14 protein-coding genes are annotated in these 19696 nt (G+C 71.4%); 7 read left to right on the plus strand and 7 right to left on the minus strand.

The window, feature by feature from the left end:
* From paoC to paoA, 3 genes are read right to left on the minus strand one after another with little or no spacing between them, the layout of a single operon-like run.
* Positions 1-2211 carry an aldehyde oxidoreductase molybdenum-binding subunit PaoC gene (gene paoC, locus D3218_RS08425; protein ID WP_119539556.1) on the minus strand — a complete coding sequence of 737 codons (2211 nt, stop codon included), beginning with the start codon at positions 2209-2211 and terminating at the stop codon, positions 1-3.
* Positions 2212-2215: 4 nt separating this feature from the next.
* Positions 2216-3166 carry an FAD binding domain-containing protein gene (locus D3218_RS08430; RefSeq protein ID WP_119539557.1) on the minus strand — a complete coding sequence of 317 codons (951 nt, stop codon included), beginning with the start codon at positions 3164-3166 and terminating at the stop codon, positions 2216-2218.
* Entirely contained in the window at positions 3163-3813 is a 651-nt protein-coding gene (gene paoA / locus D3218_RS08435) for an aldehyde dehydrogenase iron-sulfur subunit PaoA (RefSeq protein ID WP_119539558.1), read from the minus strand. The genes D3218_RS08430 and paoA overlap by 4 nt, the downstream gene beginning before the upstream one ends.
* 444 nt (positions 3814-4257) lie before the next feature.
* Here paoA and D3218_RS08440 point away from each other — a divergent pair, with 444 nt between their 5' ends.
* From D3218_RS08440 to D3218_RS08455, 4 genes are read left to right on the plus strand one after another with little or no spacing between them, the layout of a single operon-like run.
* Positions 4258-5784 carry an acyl-CoA carboxylase subunit beta gene (locus D3218_RS08440; protein ID WP_119539559.1) on the plus strand — a complete coding sequence of 509 codons (1527 nt, stop codon included), beginning with the start codon at positions 4258-4260 and terminating at the stop codon, positions 5782-5784.
* 25 nt (positions 5785-5809) lie between these two features.
* Complete coding sequence (gene mce, locus D3218_RS08445) at positions 5810-6226, plus strand: methylmalonyl-CoA epimerase (RefSeq protein ID WP_119539560.1); 417 nt, start codon at positions 5810-5812, stop codon at positions 6224-6226.
* Positions 6213-8387 (plus strand): methylmalonyl-CoA mutase, encoded by a 2175-nt coding sequence (scpA, locus tag D3218_RS08450; RefSeq protein ID WP_119539561.1) that lies wholly within the window; start codon positions 6213-6215, stop codon positions 8385-8387. The genes mce and scpA overlap by 14 nt, the downstream gene beginning before the upstream one ends.
* Before the next feature lie 11 nt (positions 8388-8398).
* Positions 8399-10396: an acetyl-CoA carboxylase biotin carboxylase subunit gene (locus D3218_RS08455; protein ID WP_119539887.1), complete on the plus strand. Its 1998-nt coding sequence runs from the start codon at positions 8399-8401 to the stop codon at positions 10394-10396.
* A gap of 30 nt (positions 10397-10426) precedes the next feature.
* On the opposite strand, the gene dinB is transcribed toward D3218_RS08455, so the two are convergent.
* Positions 10427-11563 carry a DNA polymerase IV gene (dinB, locus tag D3218_RS08460; protein ID WP_119539888.1) on the minus strand — a complete coding sequence of 379 codons (1137 nt, stop codon included), beginning with the start codon at positions 11561-11563 and terminating at the stop codon, positions 10427-10429.
* Positions 11564-11700: 137 nt separating this feature from the next.
* The gene (locus D3218_RS08465) at positions 11701-12984 is read right to left on the minus strand and encodes an NAD(P)/FAD-dependent oxidoreductase (RefSeq protein ID WP_119539562.1); all 1284 of its coding nucleotides are present in this window, start codon (positions 12982-12984) and stop codon (positions 11701-11703) included.
* Positions 12985-13217: 233 nt separating this feature from the next.
* On the opposite strand from D3218_RS08465, the gene D3218_RS08470 reads away from it, so the two are divergent.
* Both D3218_RS08470 and D3218_RS08475 read left to right on the plus strand, forming a co-directional pair.
* The gene (locus D3218_RS08470; protein WP_119539563.1) at positions 13218-13952 is read left to right on the plus strand and encodes a response regulator transcription factor; all 735 of its coding nucleotides are present in this window, start codon (positions 13218-13220) and stop codon (positions 13950-13952) included.
* Positions 13949-15193: a sensor histidine kinase gene (locus tag D3218_RS08475; protein ID WP_119539564.1), complete on the plus strand. Its 1245-nt coding sequence runs from the start codon at positions 13949-13951 to the stop codon at positions 15191-15193. The genes D3218_RS08470 and D3218_RS08475 overlap by 4 nt, the downstream gene beginning before the upstream one ends.
* 4 nt (positions 15194-15197) lie before the next feature.
* Here the strand turns inward: D3218_RS08475 and D3218_RS08480 are convergent, their stop codons facing one another.
* Both D3218_RS08480 and D3218_RS08485 read right to left on the minus strand, forming a co-directional pair.
* The gene (locus D3218_RS08480) at positions 15198-15815 is read right to left on the minus strand and encodes a hypothetical protein (RefSeq protein WP_136625070.1); all 618 of its coding nucleotides are present in this window, start codon (positions 15813-15815) and stop codon (positions 15198-15200) included.
* Positions 15812-16069 carry a hypothetical protein gene (locus D3218_RS08485; RefSeq protein ID WP_119539566.1) on the minus strand — a complete coding sequence of 86 codons (258 nt, stop codon included), beginning with the start codon at positions 16067-16069 and terminating at the stop codon, positions 15812-15814. The genes D3218_RS08480 and D3218_RS08485 overlap by 4 nt, the downstream gene beginning before the upstream one ends.
* Positions 16070-16533: 464 nt before the next feature.
* On the opposite strand from D3218_RS08485, the gene D3218_RS08490 reads away from it, so the two are divergent.
* The gene (locus D3218_RS08490) at positions 16534-19659 is read left to right on the plus strand and encodes a sensor domain-containing protein (RefSeq protein WP_119539567.1); all 3126 of its coding nucleotides are present in this window, start codon (positions 16534-16536) and stop codon (positions 19657-19659) included.
* Positions 19660-19696: the final 37 nt, after the last annotated feature.

Genomic DNA, 19696 nt, shown 5'->3' on the forward strand with positions numbered 1-19696 from the left:
TCAGGCGACGTCGGGCAGGCGGCCGATCAGCTTGTCCAGCGTGACCGGATAGTCGCGCACGCGCACGCCGGTGGCGTTGTGGACCGCGTTGGCGATCGCCGCCGCCACGCCGCACAGGCCGAGCTCGCCGACACCCTTGGCCTTCATGGGCGAACTCGTCGGGTCGGTCTCGTCCAGAAAGATCACCTCCTGGTGCGGGATGTCGGCATGAACCGGCACCTCGTAGCCGGCGAGGTCGTGGTTGACGAAGAAGCCGTGCCGTTTGTCCACCGCGAGCTCCTCCATCAGCGCGCCGCCGACGCCCATGGTCATGGCGCCGATCACCTGGCTGCGCGCCGTGAGCGGGTTGAGGATGCGTCCGGCGGCGCAGACGGCCAGCATGCGCCGCACGCGAACCTCGGCGGTCGCCATGTCGACGCCGACCTCCACGAAATGGGCGCCGAACGTCGACTGCTGCTGCTCCTCCGAAAGCTTTTCGGCGAACTCGATCGTGTCCTCGGCGACGATCTCGCCGTCGCGCGCGGCCTCGGCCAGCGGCGCCTCGCGCCCGCCCGCCCGCACCGCGCCGTCCGCGAACTCGGCCGCCTCCGGGTCGAAGCCGAGCTTGCGCGCCACTGCCTCGCGCAGCTTGGCGCAGGCCGCGTAGACGCCGGCGGTGGAGGAGTTGGCGCCCCACTGGCCGCCCGAGCCCGCCGAGACGGGAAAGCGCGAGTCGCCGAGCGTCACCTGCACCCGGTCGAGCGGCAGGCCCATCATCTCGGCCGCCGTCTGGGCGATGATCGTGTAGCTGCCAGTGCCGATGTCGGTCATGTCGGTCTCGACGGTCACGACCCCGTCGGCGCCGAGCCGGACGCGGGCGCCCGAATCCATGTTCATGTTGTTGCGGAAGGCGCTCGCCACGCCGAGGCCGACCATCCAGCGGCCGTCGCGCTGCTGGGCGGGCCGCGCGTCGCGGGCGCTCCAGCCGAACCGTTCCGCGCCCCGGCGGAAGCACTCGGCCAGCCGGCGCTGCGAGAAGGGTCGTGACGGATCCTCCGGGTCGACCTGCGTGTCGTTCAGGATGCGGAACTCGACCGGATCCATGCCGAGCCGCTCGGCGGCCTCGTCGATCGCGATCTCGAGCGCCATCAGGCCCGGCGCCTCGCCCGGCGCGCGCATGGCGTTGCCCTCGGGCAGGTCGAGCACGGCGAGCTTCAGCGAGGTCATACGGTTGGCGCCGGCGTAGAGGAGGCGCGTCTGCTGCGTGGCGGCCTCTGGCTGGCCACCCTCCAGGTCTCCCGACCAGCTCTCGTGGGCGATCGCGGTGATGCGCCCGTCGCTCTGCGTGCCGATGCGGATGCGCTGGATCGTGGCCGGCCGATGGGTGGTGTTGTTGGCTATCAGCGGCCTGGACAGCGCGACCTTGACCGGCCGGTCGGCGGCACGGGCGCCGAGCGCGGCCAGGAGCGCGTCGGCCCGCAGGAACAGCTTGCCGCCGAAGCCGCCGCCGATGAAGGGCGAGACGATGCGCACCGTGTCCGGCGCCACGTTCAGCGTCCGGGCGAGATCCGTCGCGCCCCAGTGGATCATCTGGTTGGAGGTCCAGACGGTCAGCCGGTCGCCGTCCCATTCGGCCAGCGACGCGTGCGGCTCCATCATCGCGTGGCTCTGGTCGGGCGTGGTGTAGGACTGGTCGATCTGGACGGGCGCGGCCGCGAAGGCCGCCTCGAAATCGCCCGCGCCGGTCTGCGTCGGCGTGCCTCCGCTGGCCGGCGCGTCGGGCGCGCCGTCCTTGGCGGCGGCGAGGTCGAAGGCGCCTCCGGCGCTCTCGTAGGCGATGTCGAGAAGCCGCGCGGCCGCGCGCGCCTCCTCGAAGCTCTCGGCCACGACCACGGCGAGCGCCTGGTGGTAGTGCTGGACCTCGGGCCCGCCGAGCAGCCTCGCGGTGTTCTTGTCGCCCTTGCCGAGCTCGCCCGCGTTCTCGTGGGTGACGATGGCGAGGACGCCCGGCGCGCGGCGCGCGGCCGCGCTGTCGATGCGCGTGACGCGGCCTTTGGCGATCGCCGCGCCGACCACGAAGCCGTAGGCGACGTTCTGCGCCACGTCGTGGTGCTCGTAGGCGTAGGGCGCGGTGCCGGTGACCTTCATACGCCCGTCGATACGCTCGTGCGGCTGGCCGACGACGCGCAGCCGGTCGATCGGATTGGTGTCCGCGGGGGTGTCGAACTTCATCGGATCAGCTCCTCGCTTCCGCCAGCACGGCGCCGAGGGCGCGCTCGGCCAGCGGGATCTTGAAGGCATTGTGCTCGGTGGTCCGCGCGTCGGCGAAGAGGCGCTCGGCGACCGGGCCGGCTCCCTCGGCGAGGCGCGCGTCGGCCTCCTCCAGCCGCCACGGCTTTGGCGCGACGCCGCCCAGCGCGACGCGGCCCGTGCCGTCCGGCTGCACCACGGCCGCGACCGACACCAGCGCGAAGGCATAGGACGCGCGGTCGCGGACCTTGCGGTAGATGTGCCGGCCGCCGACGGGCGCGGGGAGGGTGACGGCGGTGACGAGCTCGCCCGGCTCCAGCGCGGTCTCCACCTCCGGCGTGTCGCCGGGCAGGCGATGGAAGTCGGCGATGGGGATCGCGCGCGTTTCGCCGTCGGGCCTCACGGTCTCGACGGCGGCGTCGAGCACGCGCAGCGCGACGTTCATGTCGGACGGGTTGGTGGCGATGCAGGCGTCGCCGACGCCGACCACGCCGAGCTGGCGCGAATAGCCCTCCAGCGCCGCGCAGCCGGACCCCGGCCGGCGTTTGTTGCAGGCCATGTTGGTGTCGTAGAAATAGGGGCAGCGCGTGCGCTGGAGAAGGTTGCCCGCCGTGGTCGCCTTGTTGCGGAGCTGGCCGGAGGCGCCGGCCATGACCGCGCGGGTTAGCACGCCGTAGTCGCGGCGGACCCTCTCGTCGGCGGCCATGTCGGTGTTGCGCACCAGAGCGCCGACGCGAAGCCCGCCGTTCTCGGTCGGCTCGATCCGGTCGAGGCCGAGCCGGTTCACGTCGATCAGATGGCGCGGCGTCTCGATCTCGAGCTTCATCAGGTCGAGGAGGTTGGTGCCGCCGGCGATGAACTTGGCGTCGGGCCGAGCGGCAGCCGCCCTCGCGGCCGCGGCCGGCGTCTCGGCGCGCTCGAAGGTGAAGGACCTCATGCCGGCCTCCCCGCCACTTCGGCCATGGCGTCGGCGATGTTGGAATAGGCGCCGCAGCGGCAGATGTTGCCGCTCATGCGCTCGCGCAGCTCGGCGCCGGTGGCTTCCATCGGGCCGGTAAGATCGGCGGTGACGTGGCTCGGAATGCCGGCCTTCACCTCCTCGAGCACGGCCACGGCCGAGCAGATCTGCCCCGGCGTGCAGTAGCCGCACTGGTACCCGTCGTGCCGCACGAAGGCCGCCTGCATCGGATGGAGGGCGTCCGGCGTGCCGAGGCCCTCGATCGTGGTCACGTCGTCGCCCTCGTGCAGCACGGCGAGCGACAGGCAGGAATTGATGCGCCGGCCGTTGACCATCACGGTGCAGGCCCCGCACTGGCCGTGGTCGCAGCCCTTCTTGGTGCCGGTGAGCGCGAGGTGCTCGCGCAGGGCGTCCAGCAGCGTCGTGCGCAGGTCGAGGTCCATCGCCCGTCGCTCGCCGTTCACAGTGAAGGAGACGGCGGCGCTGACGGGCGCGTCGGCCGCCGCCGCGCCGGCTCCGGCCTCCTGCGCCAGCGCCGACGCCGGGAGCCCGCCCAGCGCGGCGGCGGCCGTCGCGCCCGACATCAGTTCGCGCCGATTGATTTCTATGTGGGGGAATCTCGACATGGATCGCTCGCCTTTCCGGTGGGTGCGCGGCAGGGACGCGGCCGGCCTCTCCGGGCGCCGCCCGGCGCACCGGGGCATGTCGGACCGGGCGAGCGAAGGCCGGTATCCCGACGCGCTCGCCCGGCCGTGGCGGAAAACCGCCTGCCTTCCAGTTTGAAACTAATCCAAACTGGCCGACCGGCTACCGGGGGCGGGCGCGGCGCACCAAGCTGTGAAGGGAGCGCGGCCCGTTGGCGTGCGGCGCTGGCCGGGTCGAAGGCCCCGGATCGCGGGGCGGGGGCGGGGGCGGGACGGCGAACGGAGGCGACCGGCATCGGGCACCCGGCGTGACGCTTGGTCGCGCGGCCGGCGGCCCGGCGCCGACCCGGCGCGCGCCGAGCGCAACAACGCGGTTGCGGTGGGGCGGGGCCTTCTCCATCCTGCGCCGGGACAGGGAGGCCAGGCATGTCGTCCACGATTCAGGAACTCGAGCGCCGCCGCGCGGCCGCGCGCCAGGGCGGGGGCGAGCGGCGCGTCGCCGCCCAGCACGCCAAGGGCAAGCTGACGGCGCGCGAGCGGCTTGAAGTGCTCCTGGACGAGGGGTCCTTCGAGGAACTCGACATGTTCGTCGAGCACAACTGCACCGACTTCGGCATGGCGGACGAGACCGTGCCGGGCGACGGGGTGGTGACCGGCTCGGGCACGATCAACGGCCGGCTCGTCTTCGTGTTTTCGCAGGACTTCACCGTGTTCGGCGGTTCGCTGTCGGAGCGCCACGCAGCCAAGATCTGCAAGATCATGGACATGGCGCTGAAGGTCGGCGCTCCGGTGGTGGGGCTCAACGATTCGGGCGGGGCCCGCATTCAGGAGGGCGTCGCCTCGCTCGGCGGCTATGCCGAGGTGTTCCAGCGCAACGTCCTGGCGTCGGGCGTGGTGCCGCAGCTCAGCCTGGTGATGGGTCCCTGCGCCGGCGGAGCGGTGTATTCGCCCGCGATGACCGACTTCATCTTCATGGTGAAGGACTCGAGCTACATGTTCGTGACCGGTCCCGACGTCGTGCGCACGGTGACCAACGAGGTGGTGACCCAGGAGGAACTCGGCGGCGCGGTGACCCACACGACGCGCTCCGCCGTGGCCGACCGGGCGTTCGAGAACGACATCGAGGCGCTACTCGCCGCGCGCGACTTCGTCGGGTTCCTGCCGGCCTCCAACCGGGCGGGCGTGCCAGTTCGGCCGAGCCCGGACCCGTTCGACCGGCTGGAGCCGGGGCTCGACACGCTGATTCCGCCCTCGGCCAACCAGCCCTACGACATGCACGAGCTGGTCGCGAAGGTGGTGGACGAGGGGGAGTTCTTCGAGATCCAGCCGACGCACGCCGCCAACATCATCGTCGGCCTCGGACGGATCGAGGGGCGCACGGTGGGGCTCGTCGCCAACCAGCCCACGGTGCTGGCCGGCTGCCTCGACATCAACGCCTCGAAGAAGGCCGCGCGCTTCGTGCGGTTCTGCGACGCGTTCGAGATCCCGATCGTGACCTTCGTGGACGTGCCGGGCTTCCTGCCGGGCGTCGGGCAGGAGCACAACGGCATCATCAAGCACGGGGCCAAGCTGCTCTTCGCCTATGCCGAGGCGACCGTTCCCAAGATCACCGTGATCACCCGCAAGGCCTATGGGGGTGCCTACGACGTGATGGCGTCGAAGCACCTGCGCGGCGACCTGAACTACGCCTGGCCCACCGCCGAGATCGCCGTGATGGGCGCCAAGGGCGCGGTGGAGATCATCTTCCGGGGGCGCAGCGCCGAAGAGATCGCCGAGCGCACCGCCGAATATGAGCGCCGCTTCGCCAACCCGTTCGTGGCCGCCTCCAAGGGGTTCGTGGACGAGGTCATCATGCCGCATTCCACGCGCCGGCGCGTCGCGCTCGGCCTGCGCAAGCTGCGCGGCAAGCAGCTCCAGAACCCCTGGAAGAAACACGACAACATCCCGCTCTGAGACGGGAGGGATGGGAGGTCCCGCCATGTTCGGACGTTTGAACCATGTCGGCGTGGCGACGCCGTCGATCGCACGAGACCGGGCGCGCTACGCGCGGCTCTTCGGCGAAGCGGCCGTGGGCGAGCCCCTGGCGATGCCCGACCAGGGCGTCACCGTGTGCTTCGTGGACGCGCCCAACACGCAGATCGAGCTGATCGAGCCGCTGGACGACGCCTCGCCGGTGGCCGCCTTCCTGGCGCGCAACCCGGGCGGCGCGCAGCACCACCTGTGCTTCGAGGTGGCCGATCTCGACGCCGCCCTCGATGCGCAGGCCGCCGCCGGGGCAAGGGTGCTCGGCGCGCCGCGCATCGGGGCGCACGGAACGCGCATCGTGTTCCTGCACCCGCGCGAGATGGGCGGCGTCCTGATCGAGTTGATGGAGGCGCCCGATGGCGGACACTGAACGCCCGACGCGCGAGGAGTGGGCGGCGGCGGCGGCGCGCGAGGCGAAGGGCCGCTCGCTCGACTGGCGGACGCCCGAGGGCATCGTCGTCAAGCCGCTCTACACCGCCGAGGACACGGCGGGCTGGGACCCCGGCCTGCCGGGCTTCGCGCCCTTCACGCGGGGCGTGCGGGCCACGATGTATGCCGGGCGGCCGTGGACGGTCCGGCAGTATGCGGGCTTCTCCACCGCCGAGGCGTCCAACGCCTTCTACCGGCGCAACCTCGCCGCGGGGCAGAGGGGCCTGTCGGTGGCCTTCGACCTCGCCACCCATCGCGGCTACGATTCGGACCATCCGCGCGTCGTCGGCGATGTCGGCAAGGCGGGCGTTGCCATCGACACGGTGGAGGACATGAAGGTCCTGTTCGACGGCATCCCGCTCGCGGAGATGTCCGTCTCGATGACCATGAACGGGGCGGTGATCCCCGTGCTCGCCTTCTTCATCGTGGCGGGCGAGGAGCAGGGCGTGCCGCGCGCCCGGCTCGAGGGGACCATCCAGAACGACATCCTCAAGGAGTTCATGGTCCGCAACACCTACATCTACCCGCCCGAGCCCTCCATGCGGATCGTCTCCGACATCTTTGCCTTCACCAGCCGCGAGATGCCGCGATTCAACTCCATCTCGATCTCGGGCTACCACATGCAGGAGGCGGGAGCGACGCAGCTCCAAGAGCTCGCCTTCACCATCGCGGACGGCATGGAATACGTGCGCTACGGCGTCGCCTCGGGGCTCGATATCGATGCGTTCGCAGGGCGTTTGAGCTTCTTCTTCGCGATCGGCATGAACTTCTTCATGGAGGTGGCGAAGCTCAGGGCGGCGCGTGTCCTCTGGCACCGGGCGATGACCGAACTCGGCGCCCGCGACGAACGCTCCAAGATGCTGCGCACCCATTGCCAGACCAGCGGCGTCTCGCTCACCGAGCAGGACCCCACCAACAACGTCATGCGCACCACGATCGAGGCGATGGCGGCGATGCTGGGCGGCACGCAGTCGCTCCACACCAACGCGCTGGACGAGGCGATCGCGCTGCCGACCGACGTCTCCGCCCGCATCGCCCGCAACACGCAGCTCGTGCTGCAGGAGGAGACCGGCATGACGCGCGTGGTCGATCCGCTGGGCGGGTCCTACTACGTGGAGAGCCTGACCAAGGCGCTGGTGGACGGGGCCTGGACGCTGATCGAGCGCATCCGCGCCGAGGGCGGGATGGCCCGGGCCGTGGCGGCCGGCTGGCCGAAGGCGATGATCGAGGAGGCGGCGGCCGCCAAGGCTGCGCGCGTCGACCGCGGCGAGGACGTGATCGTCGGGGTCAACCGCTACCGGCTGGACGCCGAGGCGCCGATCGAGATCCTGGACGTCGACAACCACGCGGTGCGCGAGGCGCAGATCCGGCGGATCGAGGAGGTCAGGGCGGCGCGCGATCCGCAGGCCGTCGCCGCCGCGCTGGACGCGCTGCGAGAGGGCGCGGCGGGCGACGCAAACCTCCTGGCGCTCGCGGTGGACTGCGCCCGCGCCCGCGCCACGCTCGGCGAGATATCGGGGGCGATGGAGGACGTGTTCGGCCGGTTCGACACGAGCCCGACGCCCGTGCGTGGCGTCTACGGCGGGGCCTACGGCGACGATCCGCGCTGGACGCGCCTTCTCGAGGCCGTGGCGACGACCGGACGGCGGCTGGGTCGGCGCCCCCGCATGCTGGTCGCCAAGATGGGGCAGGACGGCCACGACCGGGGCGCCAACCTCGTGTCCTCCATGTTCGGCGACCTCGGCTTCGAGATCGTGGCGGGCCCCCTGTTCCAGACGCCGGACGAGGCTGCGGCGCTGGCGGCGGAGCGGGACGTCGACATCGTCGGCGCCTCCTCGCTCGCCGCCGGCCACCGCACGCTGATCCCCGAGCTCATGGCCGCGCTCTCCGCGAGGGGGCGGGCCGACATCAAGGTCGTGGCGGGCGGCGTCATCCCGGCGCAGGACTACGACGCGCTGCGCCGCGCCGGCGTGCAGGCGATCTTCGGCCCCGGCACGAACCTCGTGGAGGCGGCGGCCGAGGTGCTGCGCCTGCTCGGCCACAACATGCCGCCCGCCGAAGAGGCGGGAGACCGCCCCGCCGACAGAAGCGCCGCAGAATGAAGGTGTCCCCCGTGTTCCGTAAGATCCTGGTCGCCAACCGTGGCGAGATCGCCTGCCGCGTGATGCGCACGGCGCAGCGCATGGGCATCGCCACGGTGGCTGTGTACTCCGACGCCGACGCGCGGGCACCGCATGTCCTGATGGCGGACGAGGCGGTGCGCCTCGGGCCCGCGCCGGCCGCCGAGAGCTACCTGCGGCCCGACCTCATCCTCGAGGCGGCCCGCGCGACGGGCGCCGACTGCATCCACCCCGGATATGGCTTCCTGTCGGAGCGCGAGAGCTTCGCGCGCGCCTGCGAGGAGGCCGGCATCGCCTTCGTGGGCCCGCCGCCCGGCGCGATCGCCGCCATGGGCGACAAGATCCAGTCCAAGAAGCTGGCCAAGACGGCGGGCGTCAACGTGGTGCCCGGCTTCCTGGGCGAGATCGCGGACACGGCGGAGGCCGTGCGGATCGCCGCCGAGATCGGCTTCCCGGTGATGATGAAGGCCTCGGCCGGCGGCGGCGGCAAGGGCATGCGCCTCGCCTGGAGCGAGGCCGACGTCCGGGAAGGGTTCGACGCGGTGAAGCGCGAGGGCCTCGCGAGCTTCGGCGACGACCGCGTCTTCATCGAGAAGTTCGTGGAAAGCCCGCGCCATATCGAGATCCAGGTGCTCGGCGACCGGCACGGGACGGTGCTCTATCTCGGCGAGCGCGAGTGCTCGATCCAGCGCCGGCACCAGAAGGTGGTGGAGGAGGCGCCGTCGCCCTTCGTCACGCCGGAGATGCGCCGCGCCATGGGCGAGCAGGCCGTGGCGCTCGCCAAGGCCGTCGGCTACCACTCGGCCGGCACGGTGGAGCTCATCGTGTCGGGTGCCGACCCGACGGGAAAAAGCTTTTACTTCCTGGAGATGAACACGCGTCTTCAGGTGGAGCATCCGGTGACGGAGATGGTCACGGGTCTCGATCTCGTGGAGGAGATGATCCGCGTCGCGGCCGGAGAGCGGCTGCGGTTCGCCCAGGACGAGGTGCGGCTCGACGGATGGTCGGTCGAGACCCGCATCTATGCCGAGGACCCCTATCGCGGCTTCCTGCCCTCCACCGGGCGGCTGACGCGCTACGGCCCGCCGCCGGTCGGCGACGGGGTGCGCGTGGACGACGGGGTCGCGGAGGGCAGCGAGGTCTCGATGTTCTACGACCCGATGATCGCCAAGCTCGTGACCCACGGGCCGACGCGCGAGGCCGCGATCGACCGCCAGGTGCGGGCGCTGGACCGCTTCGAGCTGCGCGGGCTCGGCCACAACGTCGACTTCCTGTCGGCGATCATGCAGCACGACCGGTTCCGGGCGGGCGCGCTCACCACCGGCTTCATCGCCGAGGAGTATCCGGAGGGCTTCGCGGGCGTCTCGCCGGACGAGCGGCTCGCGGGCCACCTTGCGGTCGCCGCCGTGCTGGTCGCCACGATGCGGGCGGAGCGGGACGCGGCGATCGACGGGCAGCTCGGCGCGCCGATCCGCCCGGCGCCGCGTCGCGTCGCCGAACTCGGCGACCGGCGCTTCGTCGTCGCCGTCTCGGGCGGGAGCGGCGCGCGCACGGTTTCGGTGGACGGGGCCGCGCCGGTTGCGGCCGCGCTCGACTGGCCGTTCGGCGATGCGATGGCGCGATCCGTGGTGGGCGAGGAGGAGCTGTGGCTGCGCGTCGCGCCGACCCTGACGGGCGCCCGGCTCACGGCGCGGGGCGCGACGCACGACGTCCGCGTATCGCTGCCGCGCGTCGACGAACTCCAGCGGCACATGCTGCGCAAGGAGCCGCCGGACCTGTCGCGCTTCCTGATCTGCCCGATGCCGGGGCTGCTGACGCAGCTCCACGTCGCCGCCGGCGACCGGGTGGAGGCTGGGCAGGTGGTGGGCACCATCGAGGCGATGAAGATGGAGAACAACCTTCGCGCCGCCAAGGCCGCGACGGTCGCCGCCGTGCATGCCAGCGTTGGCGAGAGCCTGCCGGCCGACTTCGTGATCCTGGAGTTCGCCTGAGGCTGCGGGGCCGCGCGGGGGCGGTCCGCATCAGAGGGGCAGCGCGAACTGCGCCGCGTCGGCCGGCGCAGCGGTCTCGCCCCCCAGGGCGGACAGGGTGACGCCGAGGAGCCGCACGCCGCGCGGATCGGCGGGGAGCTCGGCCACGAGGCGGAAGGCGGCGCGCTCGACATCGGCGCGGCTGCCCACCGGCAGGGGCGAGGACAGGGCGCGGGTGATCTGTCGGAAGTCGGCGTATTTCACCTTGAGCGTGACGGTTCGCCCGCGCGTGCCCGTCGCCTCGCAGTGGCGCCAGACCTTGTCGATGATGGCGCCGAGCGCGTCGCGCATCTCGTCCGGCGTGTGAAGGTCGGCCGAGAACGTGTTCTCCGCGCCCACCGACTTGCGGATGCGGTTGGCGCGCACGGGACGCTCGTCGATGCCGCGCGAGATGCCGTGGTAGTAGGGTCCGATCTTGCCGAAATGCTGTTGGAGGAAGGCGAGCGACTGCGCCCGCAGATCCGCCCCGGTGCGGATGCCGAGCCGCTCCATCCGGGCGACGGTGGCCGGTCCGACGCCATGGAAGCGGCCCACGGGAAGGGTTTCCACGAAGGCGGCGCCCATCGCGGGCGTGACCACGAACAGCCCGTCCGGCTTGCGGTGGTCGGAGGCGAGCTTGGCCAGGAACTTGTTGTAGGAGACGCCCGCCGACGCCGTCAGGCCCGTCGTCTCGCGGATGCGTCGACGGATGGCCTCGGCGATCGCGGTGGCCGAGGCGATGCCCTGCTTGTTCTGGGTGACGTCGAGATAGGCCTCGTCCAGCGACAGCGGCTCGATCGCGTCGGTGTGCTCGGCGAAGATCGCGCGGATCTCGGCCGAGATCGCCTTGTAGACCTCGAAGCGGGGCTTCACGAACACGAGGTCGGGGCAGCGGCGCCGCGCGGTGACGGACGGCATGGCCGAACGCACGCCGAAGGCACGCGCCTCGTAGCTCGCCGCCGCCACGACGCCGCGCTGCGCCGAGCCGCCCACGGCCACCGGCAGGCCACGCAGCGCCGGGTCGTCCCGCTGCTCCACCGAGGCGTAGAAGGCGTCCATGTCGACATGAATGATCTTGCGCGGACGCGTGGTCGTGGGGCCGCCTTGATCGGCCCCGTCGTCCCGATCCGCTTCCCAGGGAGCGGTCATCGCCTGCCTCCGCCCTTCGCCGTTCTGGTCCATCCGCGCGGTCCGACGCCGTCAGAACATATCATGAACTCATGCGCAAGGCGACGGCGCGCGCAGGGCCTCGCCGCCCACAGGCGGGGCGAGGCGACGGGGGCGCATCAGAAACGGGCGCCGGCGAGATGGGCGACCTGCGAGCCGACGTCGTACCAGGCCTCGCGCAGCGCACGCCGCGGCGCATCCGCCGGCTCGGTGACGGGCAGGGGCAGGTCGGCCTCCGCGATCTCGCCCAGCACGAGCTGCGCCAGGCATCGGCCGAACACCGTGCCGGGCGCGATGCCGCGGCCGTTGTAGCCGCTGAACGACACGACGTTGCGGGCAAGCCGGTGGAAGCGGGGCAGGCTGTTCTCGGTCATGCCGATCATGCCGTACCATTCGTGCTCGAACGCCACCTTGCCGAGCTGTGGGAAGAGGCGGGCGAGCGCCCGGCGCCCCCAGTCGCGGTGCACCGGGCCGCCCGTGCCCCGAAGCGCGCCGACCGAGCCGACCACGAGCCGGCCCGCGCGGTCGAAGCGGAAGGAGCTGAGAACCTCGCGCGTGTCCCAGGCGCCCTGGCGCTCGGGCAGGATCGAACGCCGCAGGTTGTCGCCGAGCGGCGCGGTGGCCATGTTGAAATAGGGCAGGTGGACCTGCTCGCGCCGGACCTCGGGCCAGAGGGCGCCGGTATAGGCGTCGGTCGCGACGATCACGGCCGATGCGCGCAGGGTGCCGCCGGCGGTGCGCAGGTCCCAGCAGGCGCCGTCGTCCACCGCTTCGAGCACGGCGCTTCCCGTGTGGAGGCGGGCACCCGCCGCGATGGCCGCGCCCGCCAGTCCGCGCGCATAGGCGAGCGGCTGGATCGTGCCCGCCCGCTCGTCCAGGAGCGCGCCCGAATAGGCGCCTGTCCCGACCTTGCGGGCGGTCTCCGCGGCATCGAGCAGGTGGACCGGCGCGCCGCGCGCCCGCCACTGGCGCGCCCGCTCCGTGATCTCGGCGAGGCCGGCGCGGCCGACCGCGCAATGCAGCGTGCCGGCCCGCTCCGCCTCGCAGTCGATCCCGTGCCGCTCCACGAGCTCGAACACGGTGCGCGGCGCGTCGCCCAGGAGCTCCAGGAGGCGCGGGCCGTAGACCTCTCCGAGCGCGGCCGGCAGATCGTCCGGCATCACCCACATGCCGGCGTTCACCAGGCCGACATTGCGGCCCGAACCGCCGAAGCCGATCTCCGCCGCTTCCAGAAGGACGACCCTGGCACCGCCCTCAGCGAGGTGGAGCGCGGCCGAGCAGCCCGTGAAGCCGCCACCGACCACGGCGACGTCCGCTTCCGCATCGTCCCGGAGCGGCGTGGTGGGCGGCGGCGGTGGGGCGCTGCGTTCCCAGAGCCCGTGGCTGCGCGGATCGTTTCTCATGCGTCGGGACACTCCGGGCGCTGGATGTCGGAGACGCGCGGCCATGCGCGGCTCCAACCGTTGCGGTTCCGGCCCCGCGCCGGGGCCCCTTCGCCCCCGCGCGACATTCCGGTACCGACATGGATGCGATATATCGTCTTGGTCGTGATGAATGAACGTCTCGCGTGCAGGAAGCGGGGTTCGGGGTGCCGCCCGCCGGCGCGGCCGGGATCGGTGGAGTTGCGGAAGGCGGCATGCGGATTCTGGTGGTGGACGACGACGCGGACATCCGCGAGCTTCTGGGGCGCTATCTCGAGACCCAGGGGTTCGAGGTCGCTTTGGCCGCCAGTGCCCGCGAGTGCGTGGCGGCCGTCGCGACCCGTCCGGTGGATCTCGTGGTGCTGGACGTGATGCTGCCCGACGAGTCCGGGCTCGACGTCTGCCGGCGGCTGAACGACGAGCAGCCTTCGCTTCCCGTGATCCTGCTGACAGCGTTGAAGGAGGACGTGGACCGGATCATCGGGCTGGAGATCGGCGCCGACGACTATCTCGGCAAGCCGTTCAACCCGCGCGAGCTAGTGGCCCGCATCCGAGCGGTGCTGCGGCGCCAGGGGCCGGGCGCCGCGCGGAACGGGGCGGCGGAGGCGCCGGCGCGGGAGCTCTGCTACCGCTTCGAGGGATACGTCGCCGATACCACCTCGCGCTCGGTGACCGACGCCGAGGGTCGCGAGATCGCGCTGACCGGCACCGAGTTCGACCTCCTGTGCATCTTCCTGGACCGCCCGGGCCGTCTCCTGTCGCGCGACACGCTGTCCGAGCACCTCTACGGCCGCGTGTCGAGCGACCCGCTGGACCGGACGGTCGACGTCGCGATGAGCCGGCTCCGGCGCAAGTTTGGCGACAACGGTGTGTTCCGGCTGTTCAAGACCGTGCGCAACGGCGGTTATCAGCTCACCGCCCGCGTCGTGCCGGAACCGCGCGGACCGTGACGACGCTGCGCACCCGGCTGATCGCGCTCCTCGTATCCGCCATCCTGCTGGTCGTGGTTCTCGCGGCCGGTGTCACGTTCCTGGTGATCGAACGGCCGGACGACGGGGCGCTGTCGGGCAGCGAGGCCGAGAAGGTGGTGGTCGTCTCGCGCCTGCTCGGCGGCTCCGTCGAACGGGCGCGCAAGGCGGGCTTCACGGTCGTCCGGCCGCCCGCTTCGGCCACGGTCGACGCGGAGCGCACTCGTGAGATCGCCGAGGCGCTTCGCGCGCTCGGGTCCTCGCTGCCGGTCCTCGTCGTGGAGACCGGCGAGCGGACGCGCCGGATCGCCTTTCCGGTGGCGAACGACGCATGGGTCGAGATGCGGCTTCCGAGCCATCCGCCGTCGCCGATCCGGCCGCTCGTCGCCTATGTCTCGCTCGTCGTCGCGGGAGCCGCCGCGATCGCGGTGGCGGTGGCGGCGCGCGTGCTGCGCCCCGTCCGGCTGATGGAGACGATCATCTCCAGCGTGCGCGCGGACGGCGGCCTCGATCCCATCGCCGAAACCGGCACGCCGGAGGAACGGGCGATCGCCCGTTCGTTCAACGCCCTGTCCGCCCGCCTTGCCGCCGCCTTCGAGGGACGGATGCGATTCATCGCGGCCGCCGGTCACGACATCCGCACGCCGCTGACGCGGCTGCGGCTGCGCGCCGAGTTCCTGCCGGACGGCGACCGGGCGGTCTGGCTGCGCGATCTCGCCGAGATCGACGCCATCGCCGACAGCGCCATCCGCCTGGTGCGCGAGGAGACGGACCCGGCATCGTTCGAGCCCGTGCCGCTCGGCGAGCTGATCGGCACCATCGTCGCCGAACTGCACGAGCTCGGCCTGCCGGTTTCCGTCTCGGCGTCGCAGGAATGCGTCGTCCGGGCGCAGCCGCTGGCGCTCAAGCGCGCCCTTCGAAACCTGATCGAGAATGCCGTCCGCCATGGCGGGGCAGCGCATGTCGCGTGGGAGGCGACGGGGGATACGGCACGGGTGGTGATCGAGGACGACGGGCCCGGCATCCCGGCGCATCTGATGGACCGCGTGTTCGAACCGTTCTTCAGCGTCGATCCGGCGCGGCAGAAGACCACGGGTGGCGCCGGTCTCGGCCTGGCGATCGCCCGGGAGATCGTGGAGCGCCAGGGCGGCTGCATCCGGCTGCGGAACCGGGCGTCCGGTGGGCTCCGGCAGGAGGTCGGGTTGCCCGTCGCCTCCGTCTGACCGGCTACCAGCTGAGCGCACCCTCCGCCGTCTCCGCCATCCGTCGCGCCCAAGACATCCCGTTGCGTGCGGCCGAGACGACGACGTTCCGGCTTTCGTCGGGCATCGCGGCCGGCGCGGTGTCGGCGGCCGGGGGGGCCGGGTCGGAATCGGCGACGGGCTCGGCCGCCGCCTGCGGCAGCATGGCGGCCCGCACGCTGCCTTGCCGGTTGAACGCCAGAAGCGGGTCGCGGGACTCGCAGTCGGGCCGGCAGCGGTCGAAGAGCATCACGTCGCCCGGACCCGCTTCGGCGACGCCGGGCGCGGCGGTCGACGCCGGTGCAGCCGGCGCCGCCGCCGCCTCGCGAAGGCGCCAGATGTCGAAACGCCCGGCCTTCACCTCGGCGCCGGTCCGGTCCTCGACGAACCGGGACGGGCTCTCGGTCGCCTCGACCGGCGCGGCGGATGCGACCTGGATGGGTTCGGACGCCGGCGCTGCCGCCTGCCTGCGCTCTGCCGTCTCGCTGCCGAACGGCAGCAGGCCCGGCGCGAAGTGCAGCACGCCCTGGATGCCGACCATCACCGTGGACGAGACGAGGGCCTGCACCAGCAGGCGGCGCATAAAGCTTCGGACCACCGTCACCGTTCAGTTCCTCCGATCGCCACATCGGCGAGGAGAAGAGCCTCGTCGCCCCCGCTGCAGGACCGAACCGACGTATCGGACGCCGTCTCGGTCGACGCGGCGTCGATCTGCGCGGCCTGCTGCGGCGCGGAGGTGGTGGAGGACCACCTGAGGTCCGGCGTGTAGTACAGGGCGAGCGCGACGCTCGTGCATGCGATGAAGCGGAAGGCGACCTCGCCCTTCGATGGCGTCGCGCCCGTCTTGTCCTGTTCCATGTTCCCTCGACCCTCGTTGTCGGGTTCGAGGAGTACCGGCCCGCTGCGGCCGAAGGGCGTCACCCGCGTGACGAAATGTTACGATTGGTATCCGCAGCTTCGGCGCCACAGGTGGTGCAGCGGCCGGACGACGCCCCGTGCTCCTTCGCCGAGCGTCGGCGGTTTGCGTGCGCGGCGGATCGTCGCGGCGCCGGCGCCGGACGCCGGCGTCCGACCCGGCCGCACGTGCGCCCAACGGCCTCGATCGGCTGCCTGCGGCTTGCTCGCTCTGCCTCGTGGACGGCACGAGGCTGAGCTCGAAGCTGACAGGGCGCACAAATCTTGGGCGCCCCGCTTACGGTGCGATAACCAGTCGCCGTTAGGATGCCGGCGTGGCAGGTCGATCGAACGGACACCTTCGCTTCGGGCGAGGGCACGCGAACTCGACCGCATCCCCCACGGCCTTCACGGCAGAGGATACGTTCGTGCTCCAGCAGATCACCGAGGACCAGCCAATGTCGAGCGACATCGAGGCGCTGGACCGGCTCGTCGCACGCGTCGCGCTCGCGCCCGACGGCACGATCCTGCGCACCAACGCGCTTTTCCTGGAGATGTTCGACTATCGGGCCTGGGACCTCGCCGGTCGCAGCCGGACGATTCTCCTGCCCGACGAGGACAAGGGCGACGAGGTCGTCTCGCGCGTGATCGCCGAAGGGCTGCCCTATACCGGCGAGGTGAGGCGTCTGCGCCGCGACGGGACGCCCTTCTGGGCCGAGGCGAGCTACGTTCCCATCCGCGACCCGGACGGCACGCTGCGGGAGATCGTCGTCTTCCTGCGCGACGTCACCAAAAGGCGGCATCGCTCGGCCGACGAAGGCGGCCAGATCGCGGCGATCAACACCTCGCAGGCGGTGATTCACTTCGCGCTCGACGGCACCATCCTCGACGCCAACGCGCTGTTCCTCCGCGCCACCGGCTACGAGCTGGGCGAGATCGCGGGGCGCCATCACCGCATGTTCGTGGAGCCGGGGGAGGCCGCGAGCGCGGACTATGCCGAGTTCTGGCGGCGGCTCGGCGCCGGGCACCACGGCTCGGGCGAATACCGGCGTCTCGGCAAGGACGGGCGCCCGGTCTGGTTGCGCGCTACCTACAACCCGATCCTCGACACCAACGGCCACCCGTTCAAGGTGGTCAAGTATGCGACCGACGTGACCGCCGAGACGTTGCGCCAGGCCGACCACGAGGGCCAGATCGCCGCGATCCACAAGTCGCAATGCGTCGTCACCTTCGCCATGGACGGCACGATCTCGGACGCGAACGAGAACTTCCTTCAGGTTACCGGCTATCGGCTGGACGAGATCGAAGGGCGCCACCACCGGCTGCTGGTGGATCCATCCTACGCCCACTCCCTCGACTACGAGATCTTCTGGAGCGATCTGGCGGAGGGGCGCCATCGCGGCGGCGAGTTCAAGCGCCGGGCCAAGGACGGCTCGGAGCTCTGGCTCCAGGCGACCTACAATCCGGTGCTCGACCAGGACGGGCGGCCGTTCAAGGTGGTGGAATACGCCACCGCCATCACGCGCGAGAAGCTGCGCCAGGCCGACCATCAGGGTCAGATCGCGGCCATGCACAAGTCGCAGGCCGTGGTCTCCTTCGCGCTCGACGGCACGATCCTCGACGCCAACGACAACTTCCTGAAGCTCACCGGCTACCGCCTGTCGGAGGTGCGCGGGCAGCATCACAGGATGTTCATTCCCGACGCCGATCGCACGGACGAGACGTACCAATCCTTCTGGAGCGCGCTGGCGGCGGGCGAGCACCAGGGCGGCGAATTCAAGCGCATCTGCCGCGACGGGCACGAGGTCTGGCTGCAGGCGAGCTACAACCCGATCTTCGACATGAACGGGCGTGTCTTCAAGATCGTGAAGACCGCCGTCGACGTGACGGCCGAGAAGCTGCGCCAGAGCGACCACGAGGGGCAGATCGCGGCAATCCACAAGTCGCAGTGCGTCGTCACCTTCGACATGGACGGCACGGTGCTCGACGCCAACGCCAACTTCCTCGAGACCATGGGCTACCGGCGCGACGAGATCGTCGGTCGCCACCACCGCATGTTCGTGGAACCGAGCTTGGCGGAAAGCGACCAGTACCGTCAGTTCTGGCAAGGGCTGCGCGGCGGCGCGTTCCTGTCGTCCAAGTTCCGCCGCACCGCCAAGGACGGGCGCGAGGTCTGGATCCAGGCGAGCTACAATCCGATCCTCGACCTGAACGGACACCCGTTCAAGGTGGTGAAGATCGCCACCGACATCACCGCCGACGTGCTGCTCGCAGAGAACCTGACCAAGGCGCAGCGCGAGGTGGAGCAGGACCGGCTCACGGGCCTGCCCAATAGGCTCGGTCTTTCCCGATTCATGCACGAGGCGCTGGGCGAGCCCGAAGGCACCTTGTCGGTGCTCTACCTCGACCTCGACCATTTCAAGCCGATCAACGACACGTTCGGCCACCATGTCGGCGACCATGTGCTGCGCGAGATAGCCGCGCGCCTGCGCCTGGCGCTTGCGGCCGATCAACTCGGCGCGCGCGTGGGCGGCGACGAGTTCGTGGTCGTGGCGCCCGGTCTCTCGCGCGAGGAGGCCGCCGATCTCGCCGGGCGTCTGATCACCACGGTCCGCGACCCCATCCGCCACGAGAAGACGAGCCTCACGGTCGGCCTGTCGATCGGCATCGCCCAGGCGCCCGCCGACTCGGTCGACGCCGACGAACTCCTGCGCCACGCCGACGTCGCGCTCTATCGCTCCAAGGGCAGCCATCGCGGGACGCACAGCTTCTTCTCCGACGCCGCGTCGTCCGAGGAGGCCGAGGCCAGCCGACACCTCGCCCACGAGATGCAGTTCGGCATCAAGGCCGAGCAGTTCGAGCTCTTCTTCCGACCCCGCTTCACCGCCGAGGATCGCGTCCTGGAAGCGGTGGAAGCGCAGGTCGAGTGGAACCACCCGGAGCGCGGGCGCCTGACGGCCCCCGCCTTCATGCCGATGGCCGAAAGCAGCGGCCTCGTGGTGCCGCTCGGCGACTGGGCGCTGCGTGCCGCCTGCAAGGCGGCCGCGAGCTGGCCGCTGGTCACCCTTTCGGTGCCGGTCTCCTCGGTCCAGCTTCTCAGCGGAGACCTGCCGGGATCGGTCGCGCTCGCGCTGCGCGAGACGGGCCTCGCGCCCGCGCGCCTGGAACTGCAGGTCGCCAAGGGCTTCGGACGGCTCGATCTAGACCGCATCCGCGCCGACCTCGCCATCTTGCGCGAGATGGGCGTTCGGGTTGTCGTCGAAGGCCAGGTCGTCGGCGAGGACCTGACGGGCGGGCGCGATGGATGGCCCGTGGACCACGTGCTGATCGACCCCAAGACCCGGAACGACCTGGAGCGCCTCGGCCATGCCAGCGTCGCCGAGATCGTGCGCCTCGAAGCGGCGCTCGGCCTCGGTGACAGGGCGGGCGAGGACGATTCGATCCGCGACATCCTGACCTTGCGCCTGGATCGCAACGCCAAGCTGCAGGCCTTCCTCAGCGCCGAGCCGCGTTCCGCCGCCGCGATGCGCACGCTCCTCGTCAAGATGGGCTGACCCGGCCGCCCCCGGCGCGCGCCGGCGGCCTGTGACC

Origin of the sequence: Aureimonas flava (genome assembly GCF_003583935.1) — a bacterium.
GTDB lineage: Bacteria > Pseudomonadota > Alphaproteobacteria > Rhizobiales > Rhizobiaceae > Aureimonas > Aureimonas flava.